This window comes from Thalassospira sp. (assembly GCF_030690045.1).
GTDB lineage: Bacteria > Pseudomonadota > Alphaproteobacteria > Rhodospirillales > Thalassospiraceae > Thalassospira.
Window position 1 is genome coordinate 58,970 of the sequence record NZ_JAUYHK010000002.1, and the last position, 24,772, is coordinate 83,741.

Annotated in this window: 27 protein-coding genes; 20 read left to right on the forward strand and 7 right to left on the reverse strand. The window is 55.3% G+C overall.

Annotated features, from left to right (window positions below):
* Positions 1–36: 36 nt before the first annotated feature.
* Positions 37–822, reverse strand: coding sequence for a flagellar basal-body rod protein FlgG (gene flgG / locus Q8O73_RS00975; protein WP_305553548.1), 786 nt, complete (start codon positions 820–822; stop codon positions 37–39).
* Positions 823–887: 65 nt separating this feature from the next.
* Complete coding sequence (gene flgF / locus Q8O73_RS00980; RefSeq protein WP_305553551.1) at positions 888–1,628, reverse strand: flagellar basal-body rod protein FlgF; 741 nt, start codon at positions 1,626–1,628, stop codon at positions 888–890.
* 326 nt (positions 1,629–1,954) lie between these two features.
* On the opposite strand from flgF, the gene Q8O73_RS00985 reads away from it, so the two are divergent.
* The 10 genes from Q8O73_RS00985 (at position 1,955) to Q8O73_RS01030 (ending at position 12,878) form a co-directional block, all read left to right on the forward strand.
* Complete coding sequence (locus tag Q8O73_RS00985) at positions 1,955–2,482, forward strand: flagellar basal body-associated FliL family protein (protein ID WP_305553554.1); 528 nt, start codon at positions 1,955–1,957, stop codon at positions 2,480–2,482.
* Positions 2,483–2,521: 39 nt separating this feature from the next.
* On the forward strand, positions 2,522–3,643 hold the full coding sequence (gene fliM, locus Q8O73_RS00990; RefSeq protein WP_305553556.1) for a flagellar motor switch protein FliM: 1,122 nt from the start codon (positions 2,522–2,524) through the stop codon (positions 3,641–3,643).
* Entirely contained in the window at positions 3,643–4,284 is a 642-nt protein-coding gene (locus Q8O73_RS00995; protein ID WP_305553559.1) for a DUF6468 domain-containing protein, read from the forward strand. The genes fliM and Q8O73_RS00995 overlap by 1 nt, the downstream gene beginning before the upstream one ends.
* Before the next feature lie 183 nt (positions 4,285–4,467).
* Positions 4,468–5,178 (forward strand): MotE family protein, encoded by a 711-nt coding sequence (locus tag Q8O73_RS01000; protein ID WP_305553562.1) that lies wholly within the window; start codon positions 4,468–4,470, stop codon positions 5,176–5,178.
* 190 nt (positions 5,179–5,368) lie between these two features.
* Complete coding sequence (locus Q8O73_RS01005) at positions 5,369–5,755, forward strand: response regulator (RefSeq protein ID WP_305553565.1); 387 nt, start codon at positions 5,369–5,371, stop codon at positions 5,753–5,755.
* A gap of 17 nt (positions 5,756–5,772) precedes the next feature.
* Complete coding sequence (locus tag Q8O73_RS01010; protein WP_305553568.1) at positions 5,773–6,432, forward strand: chemotaxis protein CheZ; 660 nt, start codon at positions 5,773–5,775, stop codon at positions 6,430–6,432.
* Positions 6,433–6,473: 41 nt separating this feature from the next.
* Positions 6,474–7,298, forward strand: a complete 825-nt coding sequence (locus Q8O73_RS01015) for a flagellar motor protein MotB (RefSeq protein WP_305553571.1) — start codon at positions 6,474–6,476, stop codon at positions 7,296–7,298.
* Positions 7,298–8,023: a flagellar motor protein MotB gene (locus Q8O73_RS01020; RefSeq protein ID WP_305553574.1), complete on the forward strand. Its 726-nt coding sequence runs from the start codon at positions 7,298–7,300 to the stop codon at positions 8,021–8,023. The genes Q8O73_RS01015 and Q8O73_RS01020 overlap by 1 nt, the downstream gene beginning before the upstream one ends.
* 2 nt (positions 8,024–8,025) lie before the next feature.
* On the forward strand, positions 8,026–11,484 hold the full coding sequence (locus Q8O73_RS01025; RefSeq protein WP_305553577.1) for a hypothetical protein: 3,459 nt from the start codon (positions 8,026–8,028) through the stop codon (positions 11,482–11,484).
* A 71-nt stretch (positions 11,485–11,555) separates the two neighbouring features.
* A complete protein-coding gene (locus tag Q8O73_RS01030; protein ID WP_305553580.1) occupies positions 11,556–12,878 on the forward strand; it encodes an SEL1-like repeat protein in 1,323 nt (440 codons plus the stop codon).
* A gap of 36 nt (positions 12,879–12,914) precedes the next feature.
* On the opposite strand, the gene fliP is transcribed toward Q8O73_RS01030, so the two are convergent.
* From fliP to csrA, 5 genes are all read right to left on the reverse strand, one after another.
* On the reverse strand, positions 12,915–13,706 hold the full coding sequence (gene fliP, locus Q8O73_RS01035; RefSeq protein WP_305553584.1) for a flagellar type III secretion system pore protein FliP: 792 nt from the start codon (positions 13,704–13,706) through the stop codon (positions 12,915–12,917).
* Positions 13,703–14,071, reverse strand: coding sequence for a flagellar biosynthetic protein FliO (locus Q8O73_RS01040; RefSeq protein ID WP_305553587.1), 369 nt, complete (start codon positions 14,069–14,071; stop codon positions 13,703–13,705). The genes fliP and Q8O73_RS01040 overlap by 4 nt, the downstream gene beginning before the upstream one ends.
* Positions 14,072–14,179: 108 nt before the next feature.
* The gene (locus Q8O73_RS01045) at positions 14,180–14,500 is read right to left on the reverse strand and encodes a hypothetical protein (protein WP_305553590.1); all 321 of its coding nucleotides are present in this window, start codon (positions 14,498–14,500) and stop codon (positions 14,180–14,182) included.
* Positions 14,490–14,915 (reverse strand): EscU/YscU/HrcU family type III secretion system export apparatus switch protein, encoded by a 426-nt coding sequence (locus tag Q8O73_RS01050; protein WP_305553593.1) that lies wholly within the window; start codon positions 14,913–14,915, stop codon positions 14,490–14,492. The genes Q8O73_RS01045 and Q8O73_RS01050 overlap by 11 nt, the downstream gene beginning before the upstream one ends.
* 108 nt (positions 14,916–15,023) lie before the next feature.
* Positions 15,024–15,287, reverse strand: coding sequence for a carbon storage regulator CsrA (csrA, locus tag Q8O73_RS01055; RefSeq protein WP_305553596.1), 264 nt, complete (start codon positions 15,285–15,287; stop codon positions 15,024–15,026).
* Between the two features lie 295 nt (positions 15,288–15,582).
* Here csrA and Q8O73_RS01060 point away from each other — a divergent pair, with 295 nt between their 5' ends.
* From Q8O73_RS01060 to Q8O73_RS01105, 10 genes are all read left to right on the forward strand, one after another.
* The gene (locus tag Q8O73_RS01060; RefSeq protein ID WP_305553599.1) at positions 15,583–15,987 is read left to right on the forward strand and encodes a flagellar basal body protein; all 405 of its coding nucleotides are present in this window, start codon (positions 15,583–15,585) and stop codon (positions 15,985–15,987) included.
* A gap of 29 nt (positions 15,988–16,016) precedes the next feature.
* Positions 16,017–16,424, forward strand: a complete 408-nt coding sequence (gene flgC / locus Q8O73_RS01065) for a flagellar basal body rod protein FlgC (protein WP_305553602.1) — start codon at positions 16,017–16,019, stop codon at positions 16,422–16,424.
* Positions 16,425–16,458: 34 nt separating this feature from the next.
* Complete coding sequence (gene fliE, locus Q8O73_RS01070; protein ID WP_305553605.1) at positions 16,459–16,779, forward strand: flagellar hook-basal body complex protein FliE; 321 nt, start codon at positions 16,459–16,461, stop codon at positions 16,777–16,779.
* Between the two features lie 165 nt (positions 16,780–16,944).
* Complete coding sequence (gene fliQ / locus Q8O73_RS01075) at positions 16,945–17,214, forward strand: flagellar biosynthesis protein FliQ (protein WP_305553608.1); 270 nt, start codon at positions 16,945–16,947, stop codon at positions 17,212–17,214.
* A gap of 35 nt (positions 17,215–17,249) precedes the next feature.
* Entirely contained in the window at positions 17,250–18,014 is a 765-nt protein-coding gene (gene fliR, locus Q8O73_RS01080) for a flagellar biosynthetic protein FliR (RefSeq protein WP_305553611.1), read from the forward strand.
* Between the two features lie 29 nt (positions 18,015–18,043).
* Entirely contained in the window at positions 18,044–19,114 is a 1,071-nt protein-coding gene (flhB, locus tag Q8O73_RS01085) for a flagellar biosynthesis protein FlhB (RefSeq protein ID WP_305553614.1), read from the forward strand.
* A 93-nt stretch (positions 19,115–19,207) separates the two neighbouring features.
* Positions 19,208–20,098 carry a class A beta-lactamase gene (gene bla / locus Q8O73_RS01090; RefSeq protein ID WP_371135024.1) on the forward strand — a complete coding sequence of 297 codons (891 nt, stop codon included), beginning with the start codon at positions 19,208–19,210 and terminating at the stop codon, positions 20,096–20,098.
* Between the two features lie 207 nt (positions 20,099–20,305).
* Positions 20,306–22,807: a PAS domain-containing sensor histidine kinase gene (locus Q8O73_RS01095; protein ID WP_305553617.1), complete on the forward strand. Its 2,502-nt coding sequence runs from the start codon at positions 20,306–20,308 to the stop codon at positions 22,805–22,807.
* A gap of 319 nt (positions 22,808–23,126) precedes the next feature.
* Positions 23,127–24,509, forward strand: coding sequence for an arylsulfotransferase family protein (locus Q8O73_RS01100; RefSeq protein ID WP_305553620.1), 1,383 nt, complete (start codon positions 23,127–23,129; stop codon positions 24,507–24,509).
* Positions 24,506–24,772 carry a hypothetical protein gene (locus Q8O73_RS01105; protein ID WP_305553623.1) on the forward strand — a complete coding sequence of 89 codons (267 nt, stop codon included), beginning with the start codon at positions 24,506–24,508 and terminating at the stop codon, positions 24,770–24,772. Before Q8O73_RS01100 ends, Q8O73_RS01105 begins: the two co-directional genes overlap by 4 nt.

Sequence of the window (24,772 nt, forward strand, 5' to 3'; positions counted from 1 at the left end):
ATCCTGACATTATCGGGGTGCAGCGTTTATTTTCGTTTAACGCAGATTACTGATGGTACCCATCATTTCATCCGAGGTCGAGATTGATTTTGAATTCATCTCATAGGCGCGCTGTGCCTTGATCAGGTTGGTGATCTCCTGAACCACGTTGACGTTCGAGGATTCAAGATATCCCTGAAGCAGGGTGCCATAACCCACCGCGCCGGGATTGCCGACAGCCGGGTCGCCGGATGCTTCGGTTTCAAGGAACAGATTGTCCCCGATTGCATCAAGGCCGGGCGGGTTGATAAAGGTGGCCAACTGAATTTGTCCCAGATTTTGCGGGGCGACCTGGCTGTCAATTTCGGCGAACACCTCGCCAGATGCATTGATGGTGACAGACCGCGCATTGTCGGGAATGTTGATTCCCGGCTGAATGGCATAACCGTCCTTGGTGACAAGCTGTCCATCGGCATCGACCTTGAGAGTGCCGTCGCGGCTATAGGCGGTTTCGCCGCTGGGCAGATCAATCTGCAAATAGCCGCGCCCCTGAATGGCCACATCCAGTTCGTTTTCGGTCAGGGCCAACGTGCCTTGTCCCATATAGCGACCAATCGCGGCGGTCTTGACGCCAAGACCTACCTGCACGCCGACCGGAACAATGGTGCCGGTGTCGCCCGATGGCGACCCGGCCCGGCGCAAATCCTGATAAAGCAAATCCTGAAATTCGGCGCGCTGGCGTTTATAGCCGGTGGTGGTCATGTTGGCGATATTGTGTGACGTAACATCCACATTGGTGGATTGCGCCATCATCCCCAGGGCTCCGATATCGAGTGACCGCATTACTGTATCCTCCTGATGCACCCGGAAATATTGTCCGGGGCCTGTCCTGTCTGTTTATCCGGTGCCTAGGCCCGGACATTGCCCAATTTGCTGATCATGCCGCGCAGGCGCTCGTTTTCGCTTTCAATCGATTTGGTGACCGATTGATAGGTGCGCAAAACCTCGATCATATCGACCATCGCGGTGATGGGATTGACGTTGGATTTTTCAAGCGCGCCCTGCACAATGCCGGGTTCAAAAACGGCTTCGGGTTCCTGTTCGGTTTCATAAAGCGAACCGCCAACCGAATTCATGGCCTGAATATTTTCAAAGGTCACGACCTGAAGGCGGCCAATCTGGCCAACATCGGTGCTGACCGTACCGTCACCCTTGATTTCAATCTGGTTGTCGGCCTCGTTAAAGAAAAGTGGTTGTCCGGCGTCGCTCAGCACCGGATATCCTTCCGAAGTGACGAGCTGCCCGCCGGGATCCATCGAAAAATTGCCGTTGCGGGTATATTGAATGCCGGTGGGGGTTTCGACGGCAAAAAACAGATCGGGCTTGCTGAGTGCGACATCCAGCGGCCCTTCGGTATGTTCAATCTTGCCGACCTCGGTATTGCGATATTGCGAAATATCCTGCACCAGCGCGATTTTGCGTTCGCCCCGGAACGGCGCATCCTTGTTGGGCGCAATCCAGTCGGTGAACATCATGTTTTCCTGCTTGTAAGCAGTGGTGTTCATGTTCGCCAGATTTTGCGACAGGGTATTCATCTTGCTGCGCAATGTCTTTTGGCGCGACAGGGCGATGTAACCTGTATTTTCCATGATGCGGCATTCCTTAGGTCAAAGATCAGGATCGTTTGCCCCATCAAAGCGAATGCTGTGCCAATTTAATCAAGATATTGAAATTGTTAAATTTTGTTGCAGTGGGAATTTCTTGCCGGTCCTGATATGCCACAGGCGGGGCAGGTCTTGCCGCCGTAAATGCCGGTATGGGTGGTATTCTTTTCCGGGGCAGGGGTTTTCCGGCGGCGTGGCTGTTGCTATCGTGGGGTGGCAACCTAATATTAACGGGATGCGGGTATGGCTGTAAGCATGGCGGAATGTATGGCCGCTGCGACGATTAACCTGCGACAGGATAGAAAAGACAAATGGGCGACGATGTCGATGATATGGAACCGGCCCGTGGCGGACGCAGCAAAAAGCTGATCGTTGTCATTATTCTTCTGATTCTGCTTTTGACGGGCGGGGCGGCGGCGGCTTATTTCACCGGTGTTTTACAGCCGGTTATTGATATGCTGCTGGGCGACGGCACGCAGACCGAGGAAGTGATTACCGAGGATGCGATTGAACAGGCCCCCGGAGTTCCCGAAAATGTCGGTTTTATCGATTTACCGGAAATTCTGGTTAATCTCAATGCCGGGCCGGGTCGTCAGTCCTATTTGAAAATCCGCGTCAGCCTTGAAGTTGCCGATCAGTTGATGGTACCGCAGATCGAACAGATCATGCCGCGCATTGTTGATAATTTTCAGGTATACTTGCGTGAGCTTCGCCCCGATGACCTTGCCGGGTCCGAAGGAATGTTCCGCCTGCGCGAGGAATTGTTGCTGCGTGTCAGTGCGGCGGCCAAACCGGCCAAGATAAACGATGTGTTGTTCAAGGAAATGCTGGTGCAATAACCGGTACAGATGTGATCAGGATCCAGGGACAGTTCGCCGATGGCAGACGAAGATGAAGACGCCCTTGCTGCCGAATGGGGCGCGATGGCAGGCGATGACGAAGATGGTGAGGACGGCGGCGATGATATGGCCGCCGAATGGGAATCCATGCTGGGCGAAGACGGCGATGACGAAGAAGTCGTCGGTCCCGGCTCGGCACGGGTTCTGAACCAGGACGAAATCGACAGTCTTCTGGGTTTTGACGATGGCGGTGGCGGTGGCGACCAGTCGGGCATTCAGGCAATCATCAATTCGTCGATGGTTGCCTATGAACGCCTGCCGATGCTTGAGGTGGTGTTTGACCGCCTTGTTCGCATGATGTCCACATCGCTGCGTAACTTTACATCCGACAACGTCGAAGTCTCGCTTGATAATATTTTGTCGCTGCGTTTTGGCGATTATCTTAATTCCATTCCGCTGCCTGCGATGCTGGGTGTGTTCAAGGCCGAGGAATGGGACAATTATGGTCTTCTGACCGTTGATTCGGCCCTGATTTATTCGATTGTAGACGTGTTGCTGGGCGGGCGGCGCGGGACGGCGGCGATGCGCATTGAAGGCCGCCCCTATACCACGATTGAACGCAATCTGGTGGAACGGATGATCCATGTGGTTTTGGGTGATCTGTCAGCGGCATTTGATCCGCTGTCACCGGTGACCTTCCGGTTTGAACGCCTTGAAACCAACCCGCGTTTCGCCACCATTGCCCGGCATGCCAATGCCGCGATTGTCGCCAAATTGCGCATCGATATGGAAGACCGTGGCGGGCGGCTTGAATTGCTGATCCCCTATGCGACGCTGGAGCCGGTACGTGAATTGCTGCTTCAGATGTTCATGGGCGAAAAATTCGGCCGGGATTCGATCTGGGAAAATCACCTTGCCAATGAATTGTGGCAGACCCACATTAATCTTTTGGCTGTGCTGGACGAACAGGTCATGGCATTGGGGGATGTGATTAATCTGGAAGTCGGCAATCGTATGCTGCTCAATACCAGTCCGACATCGCCGGTCGAAGTCCGGTGCGGCGATGTTGCACTTTTCCGGGGTATGATGGGCCGGAAGGGGGACCGCATCGCTATTCAGGTGCGCGAACGGGCCCGCAAGAACAGTGAGGAGAGCAGATAATGGATTTCGAGTTTTATCTCGATCTCCTGATGATTGTGTTGCTGATCGCGACCATCATCTATGCGGTGATCCTGAACCGGCGTCTGGGGGCGTTCCGGCGCAATCGCGAGGATATGGAACAATTTCTGGCGGCGTTTAATGCCGCAACCGAACGGGCCGAAAGTTCGATCCGCGGGCTTAAGGAAATGGCCGGACAAACGGGCGACAGACTGCGCGAGGATATCGAACGCGCCAGCGCCCTGAACGAAGATTTGTCATTTATGATTGATCGCGGCGAAAGCATTGCCGGTCGTCTTGAAAAAGCGGCCGCCGGTGTCAATGCCAGCCGCAAGGGAAGTGACAAGGCCGATGGTCTTGGTGCGATGTCGTCCCTGAAACCGTCAAGGGCCGATGACAAGGACATCATTGATGACCGTGTCGGCATTGAAACACGGGCAGAGGAACTGGCTGCGCGGATGGTCCGGGATGCCGAAATGCAAACCGGGCGCAGCGGCCTTGGCAGCGCCCGGTCCCCGACAGGGCCTGTGAGTCCCGTTGGCAGCGGTTATGGCAATGTCGCGATTGAGGATGACGAGGACGAAGATTCCGGCCGGTCAGATGCCGAACGGGAATTGCTGGCGGCGTTGCGATCTGTGCGCTGAGAGACGGAGCAAGGTGGAGTCCCTGTTGTCAGGGGATTGGTGCCCCTGACGAAAGAAGTTGAATATCAGCAGGCTGGCGGGTGTTAATGTCCTGTCAACCTGTCTGGTCAAGGATCGGTCGGCTGGCCGTTATGGTTGTGGTGCCGGATATGTGACGTTTTTAATCATCGGCTGGGTGTGTGTATGTCTTCTGTTCGTGTCTTGCCATTATTGATCCTTGTAGGGATTGCCGTGCTTTCTGTGAAAGTCACGGGTCTTTTTGATGCCGGGCAGGATCAAGATGCCGTTTCTGCACCGTCTGTAACCATGATGCAGCAGGCCGTGGCGCAGGACGCCGTTCCTCCCACAGGTGATGACGCCCCCGCGGGTGAGCCGGGGCTGGATGACCCTGCGATGTCGCCTGCTTTGGATCAGGAAGATGCCTCGGCAGCACAGGATGCGCCGGTCCCCAATTTTGGCGGCGATCCGACCCTGTTTACCCAGGAAGAAATTGATTTGTTGCAGAATTTGTCAGTTCGGCGCGCTGAACTGACCCGCAAGGAACAGCGTCTGGACGAGCGCGAAAGCCTTTTGGCCGCGGCCGAGGCGCGGATCGATGCCAAGATCGAAGAAATGAAAACGCTGCAAACCGCAATTGAAGGTCTGGTTGAAACCAAGGAAGCCCAGGAAGACGACCGGATCAAAAAGCTGGTCAGTGTTTATGAAAAAATGAAGCCCAAGGATGCCGCCCGCATCTGGAACGAACTGGATATGGAAATTCTGTTGCAGGTGGCGCTGGGCATGCGCGAGGCAAATACGGCGGCGGTTCTGGCGGAAATGACACCGGACCGGGCGCGTGCGCTGACCACGGAACTGGCTTACAAACAGGATATCAATATGCTGTCGCTGCAATAGTTCGTTTTATCAGGGGCAGATTGAAATAATTTGATAAAAATTGCTGTTTTTTTCTTGATTGTTCCGAATGGAATACCAACCTAACAATGTGAAAATACTTGATTAACCATTATTAAATGGGTACATCACGATAATAAGAGCCTTGCACCTTAGGGGTGTTTTCCCGGTTGACAGCATGATGGAGTGGTAAATGGCCGTCGATCCCAATATGCCGATTTTGATTGTCGATGATTACAAGACAATGTTGCGTATCATCCGCAATCTTTTGCGGCAGTTGAACTTTACCAACATCGAAGAAGCGACCGATGGCAGTATGGCGTTGCGCAAGCTGCGTGAAAAGCCGTTCAGTCTGGTGATTTCCGACTGGAACATGGAGCCGATGACCGGTCTTCAGTTGCTGAAAGAAGTCCGTGCGGATGCAAAATTGAAGGATCTTCCCTTCATTATGATCACCGCCGAAGCAAAGACTGAGAATGTGGTGATGGCAAAGAAAGCCGGTGTGTCGAACTATATCGTCAAGCCGTTCAATGCCGAAACGCTCAAGGGCAAACTCACCACGGTTATCGGCGATTTTTAAAAAGGGGCGCGGGACGGATGTCCCGCGATACCGTTTTGGTGGATGACGCGCATCTTCGCGATCTTTTGACGCAATTGAAAACCCGCCTTGAAGGCGGGGACCTCAATGTTGAAGAAATTTCCGATCTGATCGAGACGCTGGCGAAATTTCTGCCCCCCGGGGCAGGGGCATCTGCCGACCAAACCCGCATTTTCGGGGAATTGGACGAACTGTCGCATATCATTCGGAAAATGAAATCCGAAATTGCGTCATTGCGCCCGGACGATATCAAATCCGAATATATTCCCAATGCGACCGATGAACTTGACGCCATTGTTGATGCAACGGCGGGTGCCACCCATGAAATTCTTGATGCCATGGATGCGCTCGAAGCCTTTGCCGCGACATTGCCGCCCGAACAGGCGGAAATCGTTACCGGGGCGACGATGCGGGTTTACGAAGCCTGTAATTTTCAGGACATCACCGGTCAGCGGACGACCAAGGTGATCAAGGCCCTGAAAAGTATCGAGGAACGGGTTGAGGGTCTGGTGTCGGCGTTTGGCGATGAAATCGCCCGTTTTGCCGAACAAAATCCCCGCACGAAAAAAGAAGCAGAAGGCGAAGCTGCGCTGTTGAACGGCCCGCAGCTTGAAGGCAAGGGTGTTTCCCAGGCCGATATTGATGCGATGTTCAATTGATCGCAATATAGTGAATGGCACCGACAGATTGAAGACAGGGCATGGCTGAGATCGAAGACGACGCCCCCAGCAAACCCTCGCCGCCAACCAACGGGTCGGTGGCGTTGTTTCTGTCGCTTTATCTGCTGTTGCTTGCTTTTTTCATCCTGCTCAATACCATTTCCACCTTTGAAGAAGTCAAAACCCGCAAGGTGCAGGAAAGCCTTTCGTCGGCTTTCGCCTCGATTTTGCCCCCGACCACCAGTTTGCAAACCGTGACGTCGATCGAAGGTCCGGTTTTGTCGGCGGAAGAAACACAAAACCAGATTGGCATTTTGTTTCAAACCGCCATCAAGATCGTCCGGGTGCAGGTTATCCAGCCGGGCAAACTGATGGAAGTGATGATGCATGTCGATCAGTTGTTCGAGCAAAATTCCATTTTGGTCCGCACCCGACAGGGTGATTTCATGGCCCGGCTTGCTGAAATTCTGGCCGATGACGGCGGATTGCTGCGCTATGAAATGGAAATGGTCATGGGGGCCGAAGTGGCATCCCGTGGCGTGGTCGAGGTTGCCAACAGTCTTGAAATCGGACGGGCCGGGGCTTTCGCCCGCGAATTGATTGATCAGGGCGCGCCAGAGGATGCCTTTTTTGTCGGGCTTGATCCCGGGGCCGACCCGTTCATCGTGACGTTCCGGTTTTTCTGGGATGAACGCAATCCGTCGCAATCCGCCCCGCCAAGCATTATTCCGACTGTACCCGGCACGATACCGGGGACGCCGGATGCAACGCCCGTGCCTTTGGCAATTCCGCCTGCGACCCCCAACAATGATGGTGCGCCGATGCCGTTGCAACTGGTGCCGCCTGCGTCGGGGGGTAATAATTGATGGATGACGAAGTCAAACGTGACAATGCCCCCAAGGGGCCACCGCCCTGGATGCTCAGTCTGGCCGATCTGATTTCGTTATTGCTGACATTTTTTGTCATGTTGTTTGCCATGTCCAAGGTCAAGATCGACCGTTGGGACGAGGTTGTGGATTCCCTGTCACAGGCCATTCGTCCGGCCCCGGTCAAACCGAATGACGAACCGCTGGCACAAATGAATATTCCGCGGGTTTATCGCAAACCGGCAATGAATCTTGATTATCTCAGTGCGGTGATCGATGACGCCATCGACGGCAACCCGTTTTTGTCATCGGCCACCCTGTCACGCGAAGCCGACAAACTGGTTATTTCCCTGCCGGGTGATATCCTGTTTCTGAGTGGTGGTTCCGAAATGACGGCCAACGCCAAACAGGCCCTGTTTGTCTTGGGCGGGGTGTTGCGCAATATTGGCAACCGTGTCGGGGTTCAGGGGCATACCGACCCGCGACCGCTGAGCGGGCGGGGGCAATATGCCTCGAATTGGGAATTGTCGCTGGCACGTGCCGCCGAGGTGGCAAACGAATTGAAAAGATCGGGATACACCGATTACATAAATATTTACGGATTTGCGGCATCAAGGTACGACCGCTTGCCGTTGTTGGAAGACGAACAGAAACGATTTGAACTCGCACGTCGCGTCGACATCGTCATCGAACCCCACAGCGGGAGCGGTATCGGAGGTTCTTGAAGATGCGATACGGGTTTGCGCAACTGTGGCTGGCAGTTGCCGTCGCGACTGCCAGTTTGGCCGTTGCGCCGGGCGTAATTCCTGTGTCTTATGCCCAGTCTTCTGATCCCGTTTTGATCCGGTCAGGCGCGCATGACGGTTATGGCCGCATTGTCCTGCAATGGGGGCAACAGGTCGATTACAGCGCCGAAATCATTGGGGATCAGTTGATTGTGCGGTTTGATCGCCCGATCATTGCGTCGCTCAATGGTGTGATTGGCCCGGTGTCGAATTATATTTCCGATGCTTTTTTTGATCCGGATGGTCGGACCATTGCCTTTGTCTTGCGCGATGATTACGAAGTTCGCGCTTTTAATGTCGGCACCAATGTCGTGCTGGATATGCTGGACCGTGAACCGGAACCGACACCTGCTCCGCCGCCTGCGGCACCTGCGCCATCGCCAACACCGCCGCCTGTTGCGATGCCATCTTCACCTGCTCCTGCTCCTGCTCCTGCTTCTGCACTAACACCGGCACCGGTTCCGCAAGCATCTGCGCCCATCGCCGCACCATTGCTGGATGTTCGGATTGGGCGGCACCCGACCTTTTACCGTCTGGTGTTTGATTGGCCGAACCGAGTTGATTATACGCTGTCCGGGCCCGAAGGGCAGGGGGTGATTGCCTTTGATGCCCCGGCGCGCATTGATGCCGACGGTCTTTCGCGGCGGTTGCCGCGCGGTGTGCAACTGCAACAGGGGGGCAGCGATCCGTTAAATGTGGTGATCGCCACCGATCCGTCCCGCCCGTTACGGCATTTCCGGTCCGGCAACAGTGTGGTCGTTGATGTGATGGCACCCGGAACCGGTGCACCCGCCCCGGTGGCCGATGATGAAACCGCAGCAGCCCCAACGGCGATAACGCCACCTGCCGCCCCGGCGGTGACAGAGACGGCACCTGAACCGTCATCGACACCGGTCGATCCGACAACACCATCCGAACCGCCTGTTCTGACCGGTACGGATGCAGGGGAAGAGGCACTTCCTGCCGATATGGTCGGGCTTGCAGAAGAAAAGCCCAGTATCGGGACCTTGCTGGTGTCGGTGACACAAACGCCTGCGCAAATGGACCTTGAATTTCCCTTTACCAGCCTGCCTGCCGCGGCGATCTGGAGCCGGGCAGGGTTTCTGTGGGTGGCGTTTGATACCCGTGCCGACCTTGATCTGAGCGAAGTCCGGCTGGATGCCACCCAGATCATCGGGGTGATCGAACAGATACCCAGCCCCTATGGCAGTCTTTTGCGCATGACGATCCCCGAAGGGATTGGTATTTATACGACGCCGGGCCTTGATGGTGGCTGGACCGTGACCTTGCAACAGGGAAAGATGCAGCCAGTCGAACGACTGGGGCCGACGATTGAACTGGATGAACAGACCCGTGCCCGGCTTGTTGTGCCGCTGGATGGCATTTCCGGTACGATCCCGGTCAATGACCCCGAAGTCGGGGATTCATTGCGGGTCGTTCCCACCCGTCAGCCGGGATATGGCATTGAATTTCCACTGAATTACCCTGAATTCGAGGTTCTGCCGTCGGTGCAGGGGGTGGTTGTGGTGCCGGTGACGGATCGTGTTCAGGTGATGGGGCGTGATACCGGCGATGCCGTTTTGGTGACGGCAGCGAATGGTTTGAATATTTCGCCTGAAGGGGCGCGGTTGCTGGCTTCGGCCACCGGGGTACGATCCCGGACCGGGGATGGCAATGAGGGCCGTATTTTTGATCTTGAAACCTGGCGCGATGGCGGGCTGGACAATTATGTCGAGGCGATGAAGACCCTGCGTCAGGCGACGATCAGTTCGGGGGATGAGCATCGTAACAAGGCCCGCCTTGAAATGGCGCATTATTATATGGCCAATGGCCTGGGCCCCGAAGCCAACGCCCTGATCGAAATGATGGAACAGGATGATCCGCTGATCGGGCAAAAAAGCGAGTTTCGCGCCCTGAAAGGGGCGGTGAAATTTCTGGATGGCCAATATGACGAAGCCGCCCGCATTCTGGATGATCCGCGTCTGGTCGATATTCCTGAAATTCAATTGTGGCGGGCTTTGACGTCAGCGGCGCGCGGGCGCCCCAATGATGGTGCGCGTGATTTGCTAAATTCAATCCGCATTCTGCAAGATTATCCGCCGGAATTGCTGTTGCGGTTGGGGCCTTTGGCGGCGGAACAGGCGTTGTTGGTCAATAATGCCCGTGCAGGCATGGATTTGATTGAAAAAATGCTGGTCACAACCCCGATTACGCCACGCAAGATTATGGATATCCAGTATCTGAAAGGTGTGTTTGAGCAGGAAGCAGGTGAATTTGAACAGGCGGTTGAAAGTTGGGACATTGTGGCCGATGGCCCCAACCGCAAGGCACGCGCCCATGCGATTTTCGACCGTACCGAATTGCTGATGCGTCTTGAACGCCTGACGATTGATGATGCCATCGAGCAATTTGAAAGACTGCGTTACGCATGGCGCGGCGATGATTTTGAAATGGCAGTTCTGCGACGTCTGGGCGAATTGCAGATTGAAAACAAGGATTATCGCGGCGGATTGAATACGTTGCGGCAGGCCGCCATTTTCTTTCCCAATCATCCGCAGACCGCGGCGGTGACGGAAAAAATGCATACGACTTTTTCCGCCCTGTATCTGGGGGATGAAATCAATAATATTTCTGCGATCAAGGCGGTGGCGCTGTATGACGAGTTCCGCGAACTGACCCCGGCAGGCGAACCGGGGGATGAACTGATTCGCCGTCTGGCCGACCGGATGGTCAGTGTCGAATTGTTTGATCGTGCCGAGGATTTGCTGGAACATCAGGTCAATTTCCGCCTTGCCGGTCGCGAGAAGGCCCGGGTCGGGGCGCGATTGGGGCTGGTTTACCTGCTTGACAGCAAACCCGAAGACGCCATTCGTGCGCTGGAAGAAAGCGACGTCACTGACGATATCGGTGACGAACTGGCAACCCAGCGCCGTCATCTGAAAGCACGCGCCCTTCTGGATGTTTTCCGTGGGGAGGATGCCATTGCCTTGCTGGAGGGGGATTTCTCCGAAGAAGCAGAACATTTGCGCATCGATTATTATCGCGCCACACAGGATTATCTGTCGTCGGCCGAAACCTTTCAGCGATTGGTTGGCGAGGATGACGGGCGCATGGTGGCGGATTTTGGCGATCAGCGGTCGCAATATGTTTTGAACTGGGCGGTCAATCTGGCGATGGCCGGGCGCGAACGTGAACTCAATACCCTGAAACGCAAATACGGGGTGGTGATGGCGCAAGGCCCCTATGCCGAGGCATTCAATTTGATTACATCCTCGCCGACACAGGGGCTGATTGACTATCGCACCCTGACCAGCAAGATCGAGGAAGTAGAGAATTTCAAGGGGTTTCTGGCAACCTATCGTGACCAGTTGGAAAAGACGCAGCTTAGTGCTATAAACTGAAATGGAATAATGGCTGTATTGCGGATTTTCTCCGTGATATTGTGCTGTTGTGTTTCTGCGAAAGCATTGGGATGTCGATGGATCGTGCGCTTAAAATGGTCTTTTACGACGAGGCAAAGGTCGAACGCGACATCTTTGCCCAGCTTTCGCTTGCCTTGAAGAATTTTCGCGGCGTTGGCATGCCGCGTGATGAAGGGGCAACGCGCCGCATTCTGGACCAGATTCACCGTCAAAGTCGTGCCTTTGCTGCCGTCTGTTACGGCTTTATGCGTACCAAGGGTATTGGTGTCGCCCGCGATCAGGGCGAAGGACAGCAATGGTACCGCGAGGCGGCCTATTGGTTCCGCGAAGAAGCGATGGAAGGCGAGGGGATTTCGGCCAATAATCTGGGCTATCTCTATGCCAAGGGTCTTGGCGTGCCGGAAAATACCGAAATTGCCGCCGAATGGTTCCGCGAAGCCGCAGAAAAGGGTTCTGCGGCGGCCCTATATAATCTGGGCGTGTGTTATCTGAACGGCTGGGGTGTGCAACAGGATGCCGCCCGTGCGGTTGATTTGTTGCAACAGGCCTGTGACGGAGATGATGTGTCGGCGGCCAGTGTGCTGGCGTATCTGTATCTTGAAGGGCGCGGTGTCAAACGCGATCCGGCGAAATCATTTGAATATAATTTGCGTGCCGCCCGTGCCGGCAATGTCGAGGCCGCATCGGCCCTTGGCTATGCGCTGGGCGTTGGTTTGGGTGCGGAACGCAATGTCGAAGCCTCGATCAGCTGGTTTGAAATGGCTGCGAACGAGGGCGACGCCTATGCCCAGGCCAATCTGGCGATGTATTTCTGCCATAGCAGCGATTTGAAACTGTTCAATCGTGGCTGGACGATGTTGATGCAGTCCTGTGAACAGGGCGATGTGTCGGCCAAATACCAGATGGCACAAATCCTGATTTTCGGGGTGACGCACCGCGAAGCCGATTATGCGGCAGCCCTTGATATTGCCATGGATCTTGCCGAACTCAGCCATCCCGGTGGCTATCACCTGATCGGGGTGATGTATGAACATGGTCTGGGCGTGCCGGTCGATATGGTGCGGGCGGCGGGCTGGTATGAACGTGCGGCCCGCAAGGGATCGGCAAACGGGCAGGCCGCCCTTGGCCGTCTTTATGCGATTGGCGGCGGCGTGCGGCAGGATAATGTCCGGGCGTATTACTGGCTGAAACTGGCGTCCCCATCGCCCAACAGCCAGGCTTGGCGCGAAATGGAAACGGTGCGATCTCGCATGAATGCCGACGAAGTCCGGGAATCTGACCGGATGTTACAGGATCAACCGGCACCGCGTCGCGGTACATTCGGCCTGAAACCGTTGCCCAAAAACAGTTTCGGCGAACCTCGCAAATCCTGAAAAATGCCGGATTGAGTCTGGTGGTGCGGTTCCCGGTTATCCGGGGCCGAAACTTTGCACCAGCGACCCGGCAATCAGATACCAGCCATCGACCAGCACAAAGAAAATCAGTTTGAACGGCAGCGAGATAATGACGGGGGGCAGCATCATCATGCCCATCGACATCAGGACGCTGGCGACCACCATGTCGATGATCAGAAACGGAATAAACAGCAAAAATCCGATTTCAAAGGCGCGGCGCAATTCGCTGATCATAAAGGCCGGGATCAGGGCGCGCAGCGGCACGGTTTCCGGTCCGCTGACCTCGACATTGGCAATATTGACGAACAGTTCCAGATCGCGGTCGCGTACCTGCGCCATCATGAAATCATGGACCGGGCGGGTGGCGCGTTCAAAACCTTCAAATTCATCAATCTGGCCATTGATCATTGGTTCAAGGCCTTCGTCCCATGCCCGTTCCATCGTTGGCATCATGATGAACATGGTGAGAAACAGCGCCAGACTGACCATCACCTGATTGGGCGGGGATTGCTGAATGCCAATCGCGGTGCGCAACAGGCCCAGCACTACAATAATCCTGGTAAAGGATGTCACCATCACCAGAATGGCCGGGGCTAGGCTGAGGATGGTGATCAGGCCGATCAACTGAATGATCTGGCCGCTGGATGTCACGCCGGGACCATCGCCCAGATCAAGATTGAAGGTTTGCGCCTGAACGCTGTCCCCCCCCAGAAAAATCGCCAGCAAGGGCAAAACCGACCAGATTGCCAGCCGGGATAAAAGCCGCGGTCTGAAAGGGTGGGGGGCTTGTGCGGATTTCTGGGTCATGCCGGGTGCCTTGGGGTGTTTTGATCTTGCCGGTCCGGCAGGGCGATGGTGTCGTCGTCAAGAGGGGCATTTTGATCGGTATCGGCCAGAACGCGGTCAAATTGCGTGCCGATATTGCGTTCAACCACCGTTTCGCCGGTGGGGCCGATAATCACCAGATGTTCGGTATCATCGCGGCGCAGCAGCACAAGGCGGCGTTTGGTATCCATCGACAGAACTTCGATGATGGCAAGACGCCGCACCGAACCGCGGTTGATGGTGCGCGCACCCGGCACCAGACGACGCGCCAGAAGGGCGATGCCACCAATCAGGCCCAGCACAAAAACCAGTGCCAGCACAAAGCGAAAATATGCACCAAATTCCATCTGAGCCGATGATCCCCTGTTTGCCTGCCCGCGTCATGGTCTGAGCGGACGTTTCTGGATTACCCCGGTCGCGTTGCCTGCGCAAGTGTCACGGGCCAATCAAGCCGGTTATCGGGTGCGGGCGGCCTGCGCGTAGGCATTAAGGGCCTGTGTATTGTTGCTCAGGCCTTTCAACTGGCGCTGCAAATTTCCGTGTTCGGCCCGCATGCTGTTTTCCAGTTCGGCCAGATCATTTTGCAAGGCGGCCAGATGCGGGACAATTTGCGAACGGTCTTCGACGGCAAGGTTTTTCGCCTCGGCGCACAGATCGGCGATCTTGCTTTCAAGGGCGGTCAGTTCGACGACCTTGCCTTGCTCCAGAAATCGCTGGCTGGCGGCAACCAGCGACAAAACCCGTTTCAGATCGTTTTTAAACTGTTCAACGTTCATTGTCATATTCCCGGTTGCTGCTGTCTGGGGGCGTGGGCGTAATATGGTCGTTATCGGTATGTCTGGTCCCGGTATCCGGGCCGTAAATCCGGTTTAACCGGTAGATATAATTCAAAATCTCGGCGACGGCGGCAAAGGCTTCGAGTGGAATTTCGCTTTCGACATCCACCGCCATCAGAATTTCGGCCAGATCGGCATCCCGGCGCACCCGGATGCCATTGGCAAAGGCGACTTGCAAAATCTGTTCCGCAATTGCACCCTGGCCCTTGGCGCTCAGGATTGGCGCGGCATCGCTGCCCTTGTCATAGCGCAGTGCCACCGCCACCTGATCTTTTTGACCAAGTGCGGCAAGATTTTCCGCCTTGTGACTGTCGCGGTGCGACATCAGGCTTTTGCGGGATGGGTCACGGGTCATTTTTGCCGGTCTGTTGCGGTGCGTTTCACCATGCAGCCTCGACCATAGGGCAGGGATCGTCAATAAATCGTTGCCGTGCAAATATGCGGTGCAAGGCAGGGACTGTGATCAATCGGCGTCGTCGTCGGAAACCGGTGCGGCAGATTTGGTCGTGGCAGAATGCCCGGCAAGTTGACGGGCCAGATCGACGCTGGCGGTTGCCGAGCGGTTTTCTTCCTGAATGCGATCAAAAAGCTCGCGCCGCAGCACCTGAACATTTTCAGGAAAGGTAAATCCCAGTTTGACGGTTTTGCCCCGGACTTCGACAACCGTGACTTCGATATTGTCATCAATAATGACGGAGTCGCCGACTTTTCGTGTGAGATAGAGCATGGAATGTCCTGGTTTTCAAAGCACGGTCCGGGCCGCGATCCGGTTTTCTGCGACACCTTACTATGCCCGGTTTGAGGCCTGCGGTCCAGTGGTGGTGCGGATAGGGAAACTGCCAAAGGTCGGCGCTAACAACGTTTTGCCCGAAGTGGCACGCCACATGCAAGGAAGAATATATCCCGGCTTTTTCCCGGCAGGCCGGGGCAAGGATTGCCGGGAAGGGGATGGCCCCGCGCGGACGTTAACTTCGGCTTTACCTGCGCGCCCGATACTGGGCCGGTCATGAAAGGAACAGGCAATGAATATCGACAAGCTTAGCATGTTCGCCAATCTCAAGGAGAAAATGGCGTATACCACCCAGCGCCAGAACGTCCTTGCGCAGAACATTGCGAATGCCGATACGCCCAATTTCCGCCCCGATGACCTCAAGGAATTCGACCCGGCCAAAATTGGCGGCGACCGCCAGTTTCAGTTGGCAATGGCCACGACCGTCGCAGGCCACAGCGAAGGTTTGAAAAAACCCCAGAATTTCAAGGATCAGGAAGTGCGCAAGAACTATGAAGTCGCACCCGGCAAAAATGCCGTCATTCTTGAAGAACAGCTTGTGAAAATGAATGAAAACCGGATCGATTATCAGACCATGACCCGGCTTTACACCAAACACAGCGAAATGATCAAAACTGCCGCCGGTCGCGCGGGCTGATAATCAGACAGGGTAAAGGATAAACGGGCATGGAACTGTATCGCGCCTTAAAAATTTCCGCCGCCGGCATGAAGGTTCAGGGCATCCGTTTGCGGGTGGCCGCTGAAAACATGGCCAACGCCGACAGTTTGCCGACGGCACCCGGTCAGGACCCGTATCGCCGCAAACTGGTGACCTTTAAAAACGCGATGGATCGCGAAGTTGGTGCGGAAATGGTGCGGGTTAACAAGGTTTTCACCGACAAGTCGGATTTCAAACTGAAATACGAACCCAGCCACCCGGCCGCCGATGAACGCGGTTATGTCCAGACCCCGAATGTCGAAACCCTGGTTGAAATGATGGATCTGCGCGAAGCCCAGCGCAGTTACGAAGCCAATCTGAACGTTATTGAATCCTCGCGCAGCATGTTGTTGCAGACGCTGGACATTATCCGTTAAACTGTAAAGCGCACCGCTTTAAGGAGCCCGCGTTATGATCGCCAATTTCAACAATGCAATTTCTGCCTATCGCAGTGCTGCCAGCGGCGAAAGTGCCACTGTGGCAGAAACGGTTGGCGGCAAGGCGGTCAATCCGGGGCAAAGTTTTTCCGATATGGTGCGTGATGCCGCAGTCGAAAGCCGCGAAACCATGATGGCCAGCGAGGAAATCACCCAGCAAGCCATCGTCGGCAAGGCCGAATTGCATGATGTGGTGACGGCTGTTTCTGCCGCCGAAGTCACCCTGCGCACGGTTGTTTCGGTGCGCGACAAGGCGGTTCAGGCCTATCAGGAAATTCTGCGCATGCCGATCTAGGGCCGCAAATGGCCGGTCTTGCGCAGAAAAAGGGCCGCACATCTGTGCGGTTTTTTCTTTTAGGTCGGGGTGTTTCAGGAAGTCGTGGCGTTAAGACAGGGTGTTCCTGTATGAAGGCAATCAGATAATTCTGGCATAAACCGGCAGACAAAGAAGGACGACAGAATGGGTCAGGCAGAAATCATGGATGTTGCCTATGATGCAATCTGGACGTTGCTGAAAGTAACCACGCCTTTGATGCTGATTGCGCTGGGGGTTGGTCTGGTGATTGCGCTGATGCAGGCCCTGACGCAAATTCAGGAAATGACCCTGACATTCGTGCCTAAAATTCTGGTAATTTTTATCGCCTTGCTGGTTCTTTTACCTTTCATGATGACGGAAATGACAGAATTGATGAACCGCATGGTGGACCATTTCATCGGTCTGCCCAATTAGCACAGCCTCTGACAGGCAAAGGATTTTAACGCTCCATGTCGCTTGAGGATCTGCTTGTTCTTGATCTTTATGTGGTGCTGATGACCTTTGCGCGGGTCGGTTCGGCCTTTATGGTGATGCCCGGTATCGGATCTGGCATGGTTCCGGCACGGATCCGTTTGATGTTTGCCGTGTGGGTGGCGGTGGTGGTATCGCCACTGGCATCCCCCCTGATCCCCGAACAGCCCGCCGATGCACCAACCCTGCTTTTGCATCTGGGGTTTGAAATTACCATCGGTCTGTTTTTTGGATTATTTGCCCAAATATTGATGTCGTCCCTGCAAATCGCCGGGACGGTTATTGCCTATACCTCCTCGATGGCGAACGCCTTTAGCAGCGACCCGATTGCCGGGGAACAAAGTGCGGTGACGGGCCGCATTCTGACACAAGTCGGGCTGGTTCTGATTTTTGCCACCGGGCTGGATCATTTGATGATTCAGGCGGTGTTTGAAAGTTATTCCCTGTTTCCGCCGGGGGGGGTATTGCCCGCAGGCGATATGAGCGAATTTTTCTCGCGCCTGATTAATGAAACCTTTGTTGTCGGAATGAAAATGGCGGCACCGTTTCTGGTGGTGGCGATTGTGTTGCAATCCGCCCTTGGTGTTCTCAATAAACTGATGCCGCAATTGCCGGTGTTTTTTGTTGCCATGCCGTTGCAAATCGCCTTTGCTTTGATCTTGCTTGCGCTGACATTGCCCTCCATGATGATGGTGTTTACCGGCTATTTTGAAAACAGTCTGGAGGATTTCATCAATCCCTGATTTCCGTCAGGATCGGTGAAAATCACGCGATGGCCGAAGAAGACGACAGCCAAAAAACAGAAGACCCCACAAGTAAAAAGCTTGAGGATGCCCGAAAAAAGGGGCAGGTCGCGACGTCGAAAGAAGTCGGCAACTTTATGATGTTGTTTGCCGGTGCGCTGGTGATGGTGATGCTGGCGCCAGGCCTTGCCAGTTCGGTGAGCGACATGTCCCTGAAATTTATTCAGCGGCCCCACGAATTTCATGTTGACCCTGAAAGCCTCCAAACCCTGATGGGGGGTGTTCTGTGGGACATGTTGCTGGTTCTGGGCCTGCCGTTTGCGCTGTTCATGTTTTTTGCAATGGCAGGCAGTCTGGTGCAGAACGGGCTGGTGATTTCCGGCGAAAAAATAAAACCGGATATCAGCAAGCTGAACCCGCTCAAGGGAGCCAAAAACATCTTCTCGATGAAGAATATGGTCGAATTCGTCAAAAACATCACAAAAATCACAGTGGTCGGCGCGGTTCTGGGCTTTGTGATTGTGCCGGAACTGATGGATGTCGAACTGTATCCGCAACTCAGCGTCGATGAAATGCTGGCGCGGCTTTATGAGATGCTGGTGATTTTGATGATTGCGGCGGTGTGCCTGACCGCCGTCATTGCCGGAGCCGACCTTGCCTATCAGAAATATGAATTCAACAAATCGATGAAAATGTCCCGGCAGGAAATCAAGGACGAATTCAAGCAGACCGAAGGTAGTCCGGAAATCAAGGCCAAAGTCCGCCAAATCCGCATGCAGCGCGCCCAGCGCCGCATGATGCAGAATGTTCCCAGTGCCGACGTTGTGATTACCAACCCGACCCATTATGCCGTGGCGCTGAAATATGACGGCGGGGCGATGACGGCACCGGTCTGTCTGGCCAAGGGGCAGGATAATATCGCGCTTAAAATCCGCGAAGTTGCCGACGAACATAAAATTCCGATCATTGAAAACGCACCGGTGGCCCGTGCACTTTATGCCACTGTGGAAATCGATCAGGAAATCCCGCCCGAACATTACAAGGCGGTTGCGGAAATCATCAGTTACGTGTTCCGCCTGCGCGGCAAGAAAATGCGCTGACCCCCAAAATTTTGCCAAAATTTCCGTTCTTTTTGCGGTCTGCGCGATGCTTGTCGTGCCGGATATTGTTTTGGTTTTGAAGGATAAGATCGCATGATTGCGTTCCATCGCCCTGTATCGGGGCTGATATCGGTTTCCCTGATCGCCATTGCCCTGTTGGCGATGCCCCGGACAGCATTGGCACAAGATCCGTTGATGGTTACAGTCCAGAATATTGAAAAACGTCTGGGCGCACGTCTTGGTCTTGCGGTTTATGACGAACAGACCGGACGCAATTGGCAATATCAGGCCGATGACCGTTTCCCCCTGACCAGCACGTTCAAGGTCTTGGCCTGCGCGGCGGTTCTGGCGCGGGTCGATCAGGGCGATGAAACCCTTGATCGCAAAATTGTCTTTGAGGAATCCGATCTTGTCACATATTCGCCGGTAACCGAAAATCATACCGGGGGCGATGGCATGAGCATTGCCGAATTATGCGACGCCACCATGCGCACAAGCGATAATTCGGCAGCGAACCTTATTCTCGACAGCCTTTCGGGTCCGGAAGGACTGACGCAATTCTTGCGGTCGGTTGGTGATGACGTGACCCGGCTGGATCGCCGCGAAACCGGATTGAATGAAGCCACACCGGGCGATCTGCGCGATACGACTACACCCAATGCGATGGTGGCAAATCTGCGCAAACTGGTGTTGGGTGACGTCCTTGCCCCGGCATCGCGTCAGCAACTTGAAGACTGGCTGGTGGGGAATCAGGTTGGTGGGCCATTATTGCGTGCCGGATTGCCCGCGGATTGGAAAATCGGCGACCGGACAGGGGCCGGCGGTTTTGGGTCACGCAATATTGTCGCGGTAATATGGCCGCCGCATTGCAGTCCGGCGATTGTGGCTTTGTATATCACCGGGACCGAGGCGACGATGGCGGAACGCAATGCCGCGATTGCCGAAATCGGCACTGCCCTTGAAACAACACTTTGCCGTCCGTAATCTTGCGGTTGGCCCTTTTGCCGGTACCAACTTGTGGCTAGCCAGTGGGGCCAATAGCAGCTAAAAGTATATCTGTCGCAATAACCTATTGGTAATAAAGGCGGTCGCGTGCTGTTTAGGGGGCTTCTCCTTGTTGTAAGTGTCGCGTTTATCGCCTTCGTGCATGTCCTGTTACAGGTCATGGCGAAGGCGGGGCTGGACGCGCGCATGATGTGGATCGTTGGTGGCATGGTCACCGGCGTTGCCATTATGGCTGTCACGGCCCTGTCGCTTTCGGTGCGGGGGCGCAAGGATGATGCCGATCTGGGACCGCTGATTGCCGGGTTGTCGGCCTCGGATATCGGGGTGGCACTGATCGATTCCTATGGCCGCACCCGTTATGCGAATCCGGCCTTTTCCCACAAACTTGGCATTGATCCCGGCGAAGACATGCTGGCTGCACTCGAAGCCAGACTGGGTTTTTTCGATATTGGCGGGTCGGAACTGGCCGCCTTGCGGGCGCGTGCGATGCGTGGCGAAGCCGGTGAAATTTTCCTTGATCTGCCTTCGGCCCGGCGTGGCCCGCAACCGGCCTTTATCAGCGATGATCTGTCAGATGCCGACCCGGTGGCCGAGGACGAAGACGCCAGCCCGGTCACGCCACGCGCACGATTACGGCTGGCGGTGACCCCGGCCAATAGCCGACGCAGCAAAATGTTGTGGACGGTAGATGGAATTGATCCGGAATCCCTGCCCGAATATGTCCGCCATCAGGGGCATGCCCTGATGTACGAGGCGGCGGCCCCGGTGGCGCAATTGCCGGTATCGGTTGAAGATGCGGGGTCGGTCGGTGGTGTGGCATCGCGCATGGCGGATGGTGCCGGGCATGAAGTGTCCGAACAGATGATCGAACGGCTGCCGGTCGGTGTGTGCGGGCTGGATGAAGAAGGCCGGATTTTGTATCTGAACCGGCGTCTGGCGGCATGGCTGGGTGGGGAACCCAAAGATTTTGACAAGGGTGCGGTCGAACTGGCCGATCTGATTGTTGGCGATGGCATGAATGGCGAGGTTCGCCTCAAGGTTCGCGGGGGCGAGCCGATCAAATGTTTCATCACCCATTCGATCAATGCGCCGGGCACCGGCCCGATCCGCAGTCAGGCAGTGATCTTCCCCGATCCGATGCCCGCCCATGAATGGGAACATGCCTTGGCTGAAACCGAACGCCGGGTGCGCTGGTTCTTTGATGACAGTCCGCTTTCGATTGTTCTGGCCGATATGAGCGGCACGGTAACCGATGCCAATCGCGCCTTTGCCACCGCCGCCGGACAACGCCCGGAAAATGTGATTGGTCGTTCGATTCTGGAACTGATCGTGCCCGAAGACCGCGACGAGGTAGCGCGCTATTTGTCCAAGGCCGTAATGGGCATGGGCCGTGGCGGCCAGATCGAGGCGCGGCTTATGGGATCGCGGGCGATGGCAGCACAGATTTATCTGCAACGGGTTGCCGGACGGTCGGGCGAAAGCGGGGCGTTGCTTTTGAATTTCCTCGATACCACCGAACAAAAGAACCTTGAGGAACAATTTGCCCAGTCGCAGAAAATGCAGGCGGTCGGGCAATTGGCCGGCGGGGTGGCGCATGATTTCAACAATCTGCTAACCGCGATGATCGGATTTTGCGATTTGTTGCTGTCGCGGCACGGGCCGGGCGATCCCAGTTTTGCCGATATCATGCAGATCAAACAAAATTCCAACCGTGCTGCCAATCTTGTGCGGCAGCTTTTGGCATTTTCACGTCGGCAAACCTTGCAGCCCAAGGTGGTCAATATCACCGATGCGCTGGCGGAAATGTCCAATCTGTTGCGCCGCCTGATTGGCGAGAAAATTGACCTGAAAGTCTCGCATGGGCGCGATATCGGTCTGGTCAAGGTTGATCCGGGGCAACTCGATCAGGTGATCATTAATCTGGTGGTCAATGCCCGCGATGCGATGGCCGCCAATGGCGGCACACTGACGGTCAAGACCGGCAATGAAATTGTCGATGAAACCATCCATTCCGGGACGGAAGTCATTCCGCCGGGCGATTATGTGCGGATTGATGTATCCGATACCGGTATTGGCATTCCCAAGGATAACCTGACCCGCATTTTCGAGCCGTTCTTTTCGACCAAACAGCGTGGCGAGGGCACGGGGCTTGGCCTGTCTACCGTGTATGGCATTGTCCGCCAGACCGGTGGCTTTGTGACGGTCCACAGTGAAATGGGGGTTGGTACCACCTTTACCATTTACCTGCCGCGGTACGAGGCCAGCGAAGAAGAACTGGCCGCCTCCCAGACCCCGGCAGAAGATGCGCCGTCACGCGACCTGACCGGAACGGGGGCGATCCTGCTGGTCGAGGATGAAGACGCGGTGCGGACATTTGGTGCGCGTGCCCTGCGCGGCAAGGGTTATGATGTGCTGGAGGCCAGCAACGGTGAAAACGCGCTGGAAGTCCTGGCCAAAACCGACAAGACGATTGATCTGGTGATTTCGGATGTGGTGATGCCCGGCATTGACGGGCCCAGCCTGATCAGGATGTTGCGCGAAAAGCGCCCCGATCTGAAGGTGATATTTATTTCCGGCTATGCCGAAGACACCTATCGCGATGAACTGGACGAGGAAAATGGCGTCCATTTCCTGCCCAAACCCTTTTCGCTGAAAGACCTTGCGACCAAGGTCAAGGAAGTCTTGTAGTTCCTTTTTCCGGTTGTGCAAAATTTTGCGACCAAATTCCCCCTGGTTGAAAGCCGCTGACCTTTTGGCGCGTTGTTTCGCTTTATTTTCAAAAGCCAGTTAAATTTTCGTGACGTTTGGCCGGATCGGCAGTAAGACGCGGCCCGTACTGTGCGTCGTCAAGGTCGAAGCAGGCGGCTTTAAATTTTCCCATTGTCACCATGTCGGACACAAAAAAGGCGAAAAATGGCGGGTTTGTCGCATTTGGCGGCATCTTGACCCCATTGTCGCCGGATTGGGATTTTAAATTTAAGGTAGTTGATATCTGGAGAATAGTTGCGTGACGTCTTCTTCTGAAAAGCCCGATGCTGTCGGGAATGAAACCGGAGACAGGATTTTCTTCACGGTCTTTGTCGCGGGGCTTGCCGGGCTGAGTTTTATCGCCGGGGCCCTGATCATTCTGTCGGAAACGCCACCTTACCGGTATTTGCGTGATGCCTGGACCGGGGGCAAGGCCCTGTGGGAACAGCAAACGAAATATACATCGGTCGAACGTCTGGATTTCTGGGCGCCGCAGCGCAATGACAAAACGGGTGTGACCCGCCATGACTCCGCCCGCGTCCAGCCGGGCCTGACCCTGTATTCATCGGGTGACGGGCCGCATGCGGTTCTGGTCGATATGGAGGGGAATATCGTCCATGAATGGCGTGCGCCGTTCAGCGCCTTTTATGATGAAGAAACATCGCCGATCAAAAACCCGCAGCGCGATGAATTTATGCACTGGCATACTGCCAAGATGCTGCCGGATGGTGATATTGTTGTGCAATATACCGCCGCAGGTGACACGCCGTATGGTTATGGTCTGGCGCGGCTGGATCGTGAGTCAAATGTGGTGTGGGGTTATCTGGGCGAGGCCCACCACGATTTTTCGTTTGATGAAGCGGGCTTTGTTTATGCCCTGACCCATGAATTCCGCTTTAACGAATACAAGGACCGCGATCCGTTGCGTACCCCGCGTCTGGATGATTTCGCGGTGCAACTCTCGCCCGAGGGAAAAGAACTTAAACGGGTTTCGATTCTGGATGCGCTGCTGGAATCCTCCTATGCGCATTATCTGGATTTTGTGCCGTGGTTTTCGGCAGATGATGTGTTGCATACCAACACCATCGAAGTCATTGACGCCGCCCGTGCCGCCGTATTCCCGCATGGCAAGGAAGGCGATGTTTTGCTGTCTTTCCGCGATATGGGCGTCATTGCTGTTCTGGATATGGATGCCGAAAAAATCGTCTGGGCGACACGCGGCCCGTGGTTTGGGCAGCATGACCCGGATATTCTGGAAAATGGCGAGATCCTGCTGTTTGACAATCAGGGGCAGATGGCCGACCCCGATGCCGGTCAATCCCGCGTGATCCAGATTGATCCGATCACCAATGCCATCACCTGGGAATATCGCGGCACTGCCGACGATCCGTTCGACAGCGATATTCGTGCCGATCAGGAACGCCTGCCCAATGGCAATACCCTGATGACTGAATCTTCCGGCGGTCGGTTGCTGGAAGTCACCGCCGATGGCGATGTGGTTTGGGAATATTACAACCCGATCCGCCGCGATGATCCCGAAAAGCCGGGCACGCGCCTGATCCCGGTGGTGTCCCAGGCAGAACGTATTTCCGATGATCGTATGCGCCTGTTCGTTCCCGATAACACCGGAGAAAACCCATGAAAATCTTCCTGAAATATTCTGCTGCTACCGCCCTTGCCGGGGCGGCCCTGATCGTCTCCATGCCCGCCCATGCCTATGTCGGGCCGGGGGCGGGGTTAAGTCTGCTGGGGGCGCTGTGGGCGTTGCTGGCGGCTGTTGTGGTGGCGGTTGGTTTCGTTGTTTTGTGGCCGATCCGCAAAATGATGCGCAAGCGCAAGAATGCGGCGGCAGCGCGTGATGCCGCGACCACGGTAACCGCAGAACACAAGGATCATGCCGCGTAA

Coding starts and splice junctions, on each gene's coding strand:
- flgC (WP_305553602.1), top strand. CDS start 16,017: ATGGAACTGTATCGCGCCTTAAAAATTTCCGCCGCCGGCATGAAGGTT.
- fliR (WP_305553611.1), top strand. CDS start 17,250: ATGTCGCTTGAGGATCTGCTTGTTCTTGATCTTTATGTGGTGCTGATG.
- flhB (WP_305553614.1), top strand. CDS start 18,044: ATGGCCGAAGAAGACGACAGCCAAAAAACAGAAGACCCCACAAGTAAA.
- fliM (WP_305553556.1), top strand. CDS start 2,522: ATGGCAGACGAAGATGAAGACGCCCTTGCTGCCGAATGGGGCGCGATG.
- bla (WP_371135024.1), top strand. CDS start 19,208: ATGATTGCGTTCCATCGCCCTGTATCGGGGCTGATATCGGTTTCCCTG.
- Q8O73_RS00985 (WP_305553554.1), top strand. CDS start 1,955: ATGGGCGACGATGTCGATGATATGGAACCGGCCCGTGGCGGACGCAGC.
- Q8O73_RS01015 (WP_305553571.1), top strand. CDS start 6,474: ATGGCTGAGATCGAAGACGACGCCCCCAGCAAACCCTCGCCGCCAACC.
- Q8O73_RS01040 (WP_305553587.1), bottom strand. CDS start 14,071: ATGGAATTTGGTGCATATTTTCGCTTTGTGCTGGCACTGGTTTTTGTG.
- Q8O73_RS01025 (WP_305553577.1), top strand. CDS start 8,026: ATGCGATACGGGTTTGCGCAACTGTGGCTGGCAGTTGCCGTCGCGACT.
- Q8O73_RS01105 (WP_305553623.1), top strand. CDS start 24,506: ATGAAAATCTTCCTGAAATATTCTGCTGCTACCGCCCTTGCCGGGGCG.
- Q8O73_RS01045 (WP_305553590.1), bottom strand. CDS start 14,500: ATGAACGTTGAACAGTTTAAAAACGATCTGAAACGGGTTTTGTCGCTG.
- Q8O73_RS01000 (WP_305553562.1), top strand. CDS start 4,468: ATGTCTTCTGTTCGTGTCTTGCCATTATTGATCCTTGTAGGGATTGCC.
- Q8O73_RS01005 (WP_305553565.1), top strand. CDS start 5,369: ATGGCCGTCGATCCCAATATGCCGATTTTGATTGTCGATGATTACAAG.
- csrA (WP_305553596.1), bottom strand. CDS start 15,287: ATGCTCTATCTCACACGAAAAGTCGGCGACTCCGTCATTATTGATGAC.
- fliE (WP_305553605.1), top strand. CDS start 16,459: ATGATCGCCAATTTCAACAATGCAATTTCTGCCTATCGCAGTGCTGCC.
- flgF (WP_305553551.1), bottom strand. CDS start 1,628: ATGGAAAATACAGGTTACATCGCCCTGTCGCGCCAAAAGACATTGCGC.
- Q8O73_RS01060 (WP_305553599.1), top strand. CDS start 15,583: ATGAATATCGACAAGCTTAGCATGTTCGCCAATCTCAAGGAGAAAATG.
- Q8O73_RS01030 (WP_305553580.1), top strand. CDS start 11,556: ATGTCGATGGATCGTGCGCTTAAAATGGTCTTTTACGACGAGGCAAAG.
- Q8O73_RS01020 (WP_305553574.1), top strand. CDS start 7,298: ATGGATGACGAAGTCAAACGTGACAATGCCCCCAAGGGGCCACCGCCC.
- flgG (WP_305553548.1), bottom strand. CDS start 822: ATGCGGTCACTCGATATCGGAGCCCTGGGGATGATGGCGCAATCCACC.
- Q8O73_RS00995 (WP_305553559.1), top strand. CDS start 3,643: ATGGATTTCGAGTTTTATCTCGATCTCCTGATGATTGTGTTGCTGATC.
- Q8O73_RS01095 (WP_305553617.1), top strand. CDS start 20,306: ATGATGTGGATCGTTGGTGGCATGGTCACCGGCGTTGCCATTATGGCT.
- Q8O73_RS01050 (WP_305553593.1), bottom strand. CDS start 14,915: ATGACCCGTGACCCATCCCGCAAAAGCCTGATGTCGCACCGCGACAGT.
- Q8O73_RS01010 (WP_305553568.1), top strand. CDS start 5,773: ATGTCCCGCGATACCGTTTTGGTGGATGACGCGCATCTTCGCGATCTT.
- fliQ (WP_305553608.1), top strand. CDS start 16,945: ATGGGTCAGGCAGAAATCATGGATGTTGCCTATGATGCAATCTGGACG.
- fliP (WP_305553584.1), bottom strand. CDS start 13,706: ATGACCCAGAAATCCGCACAAGCCCCCCACCCTTTCAGACCGCGGCTT.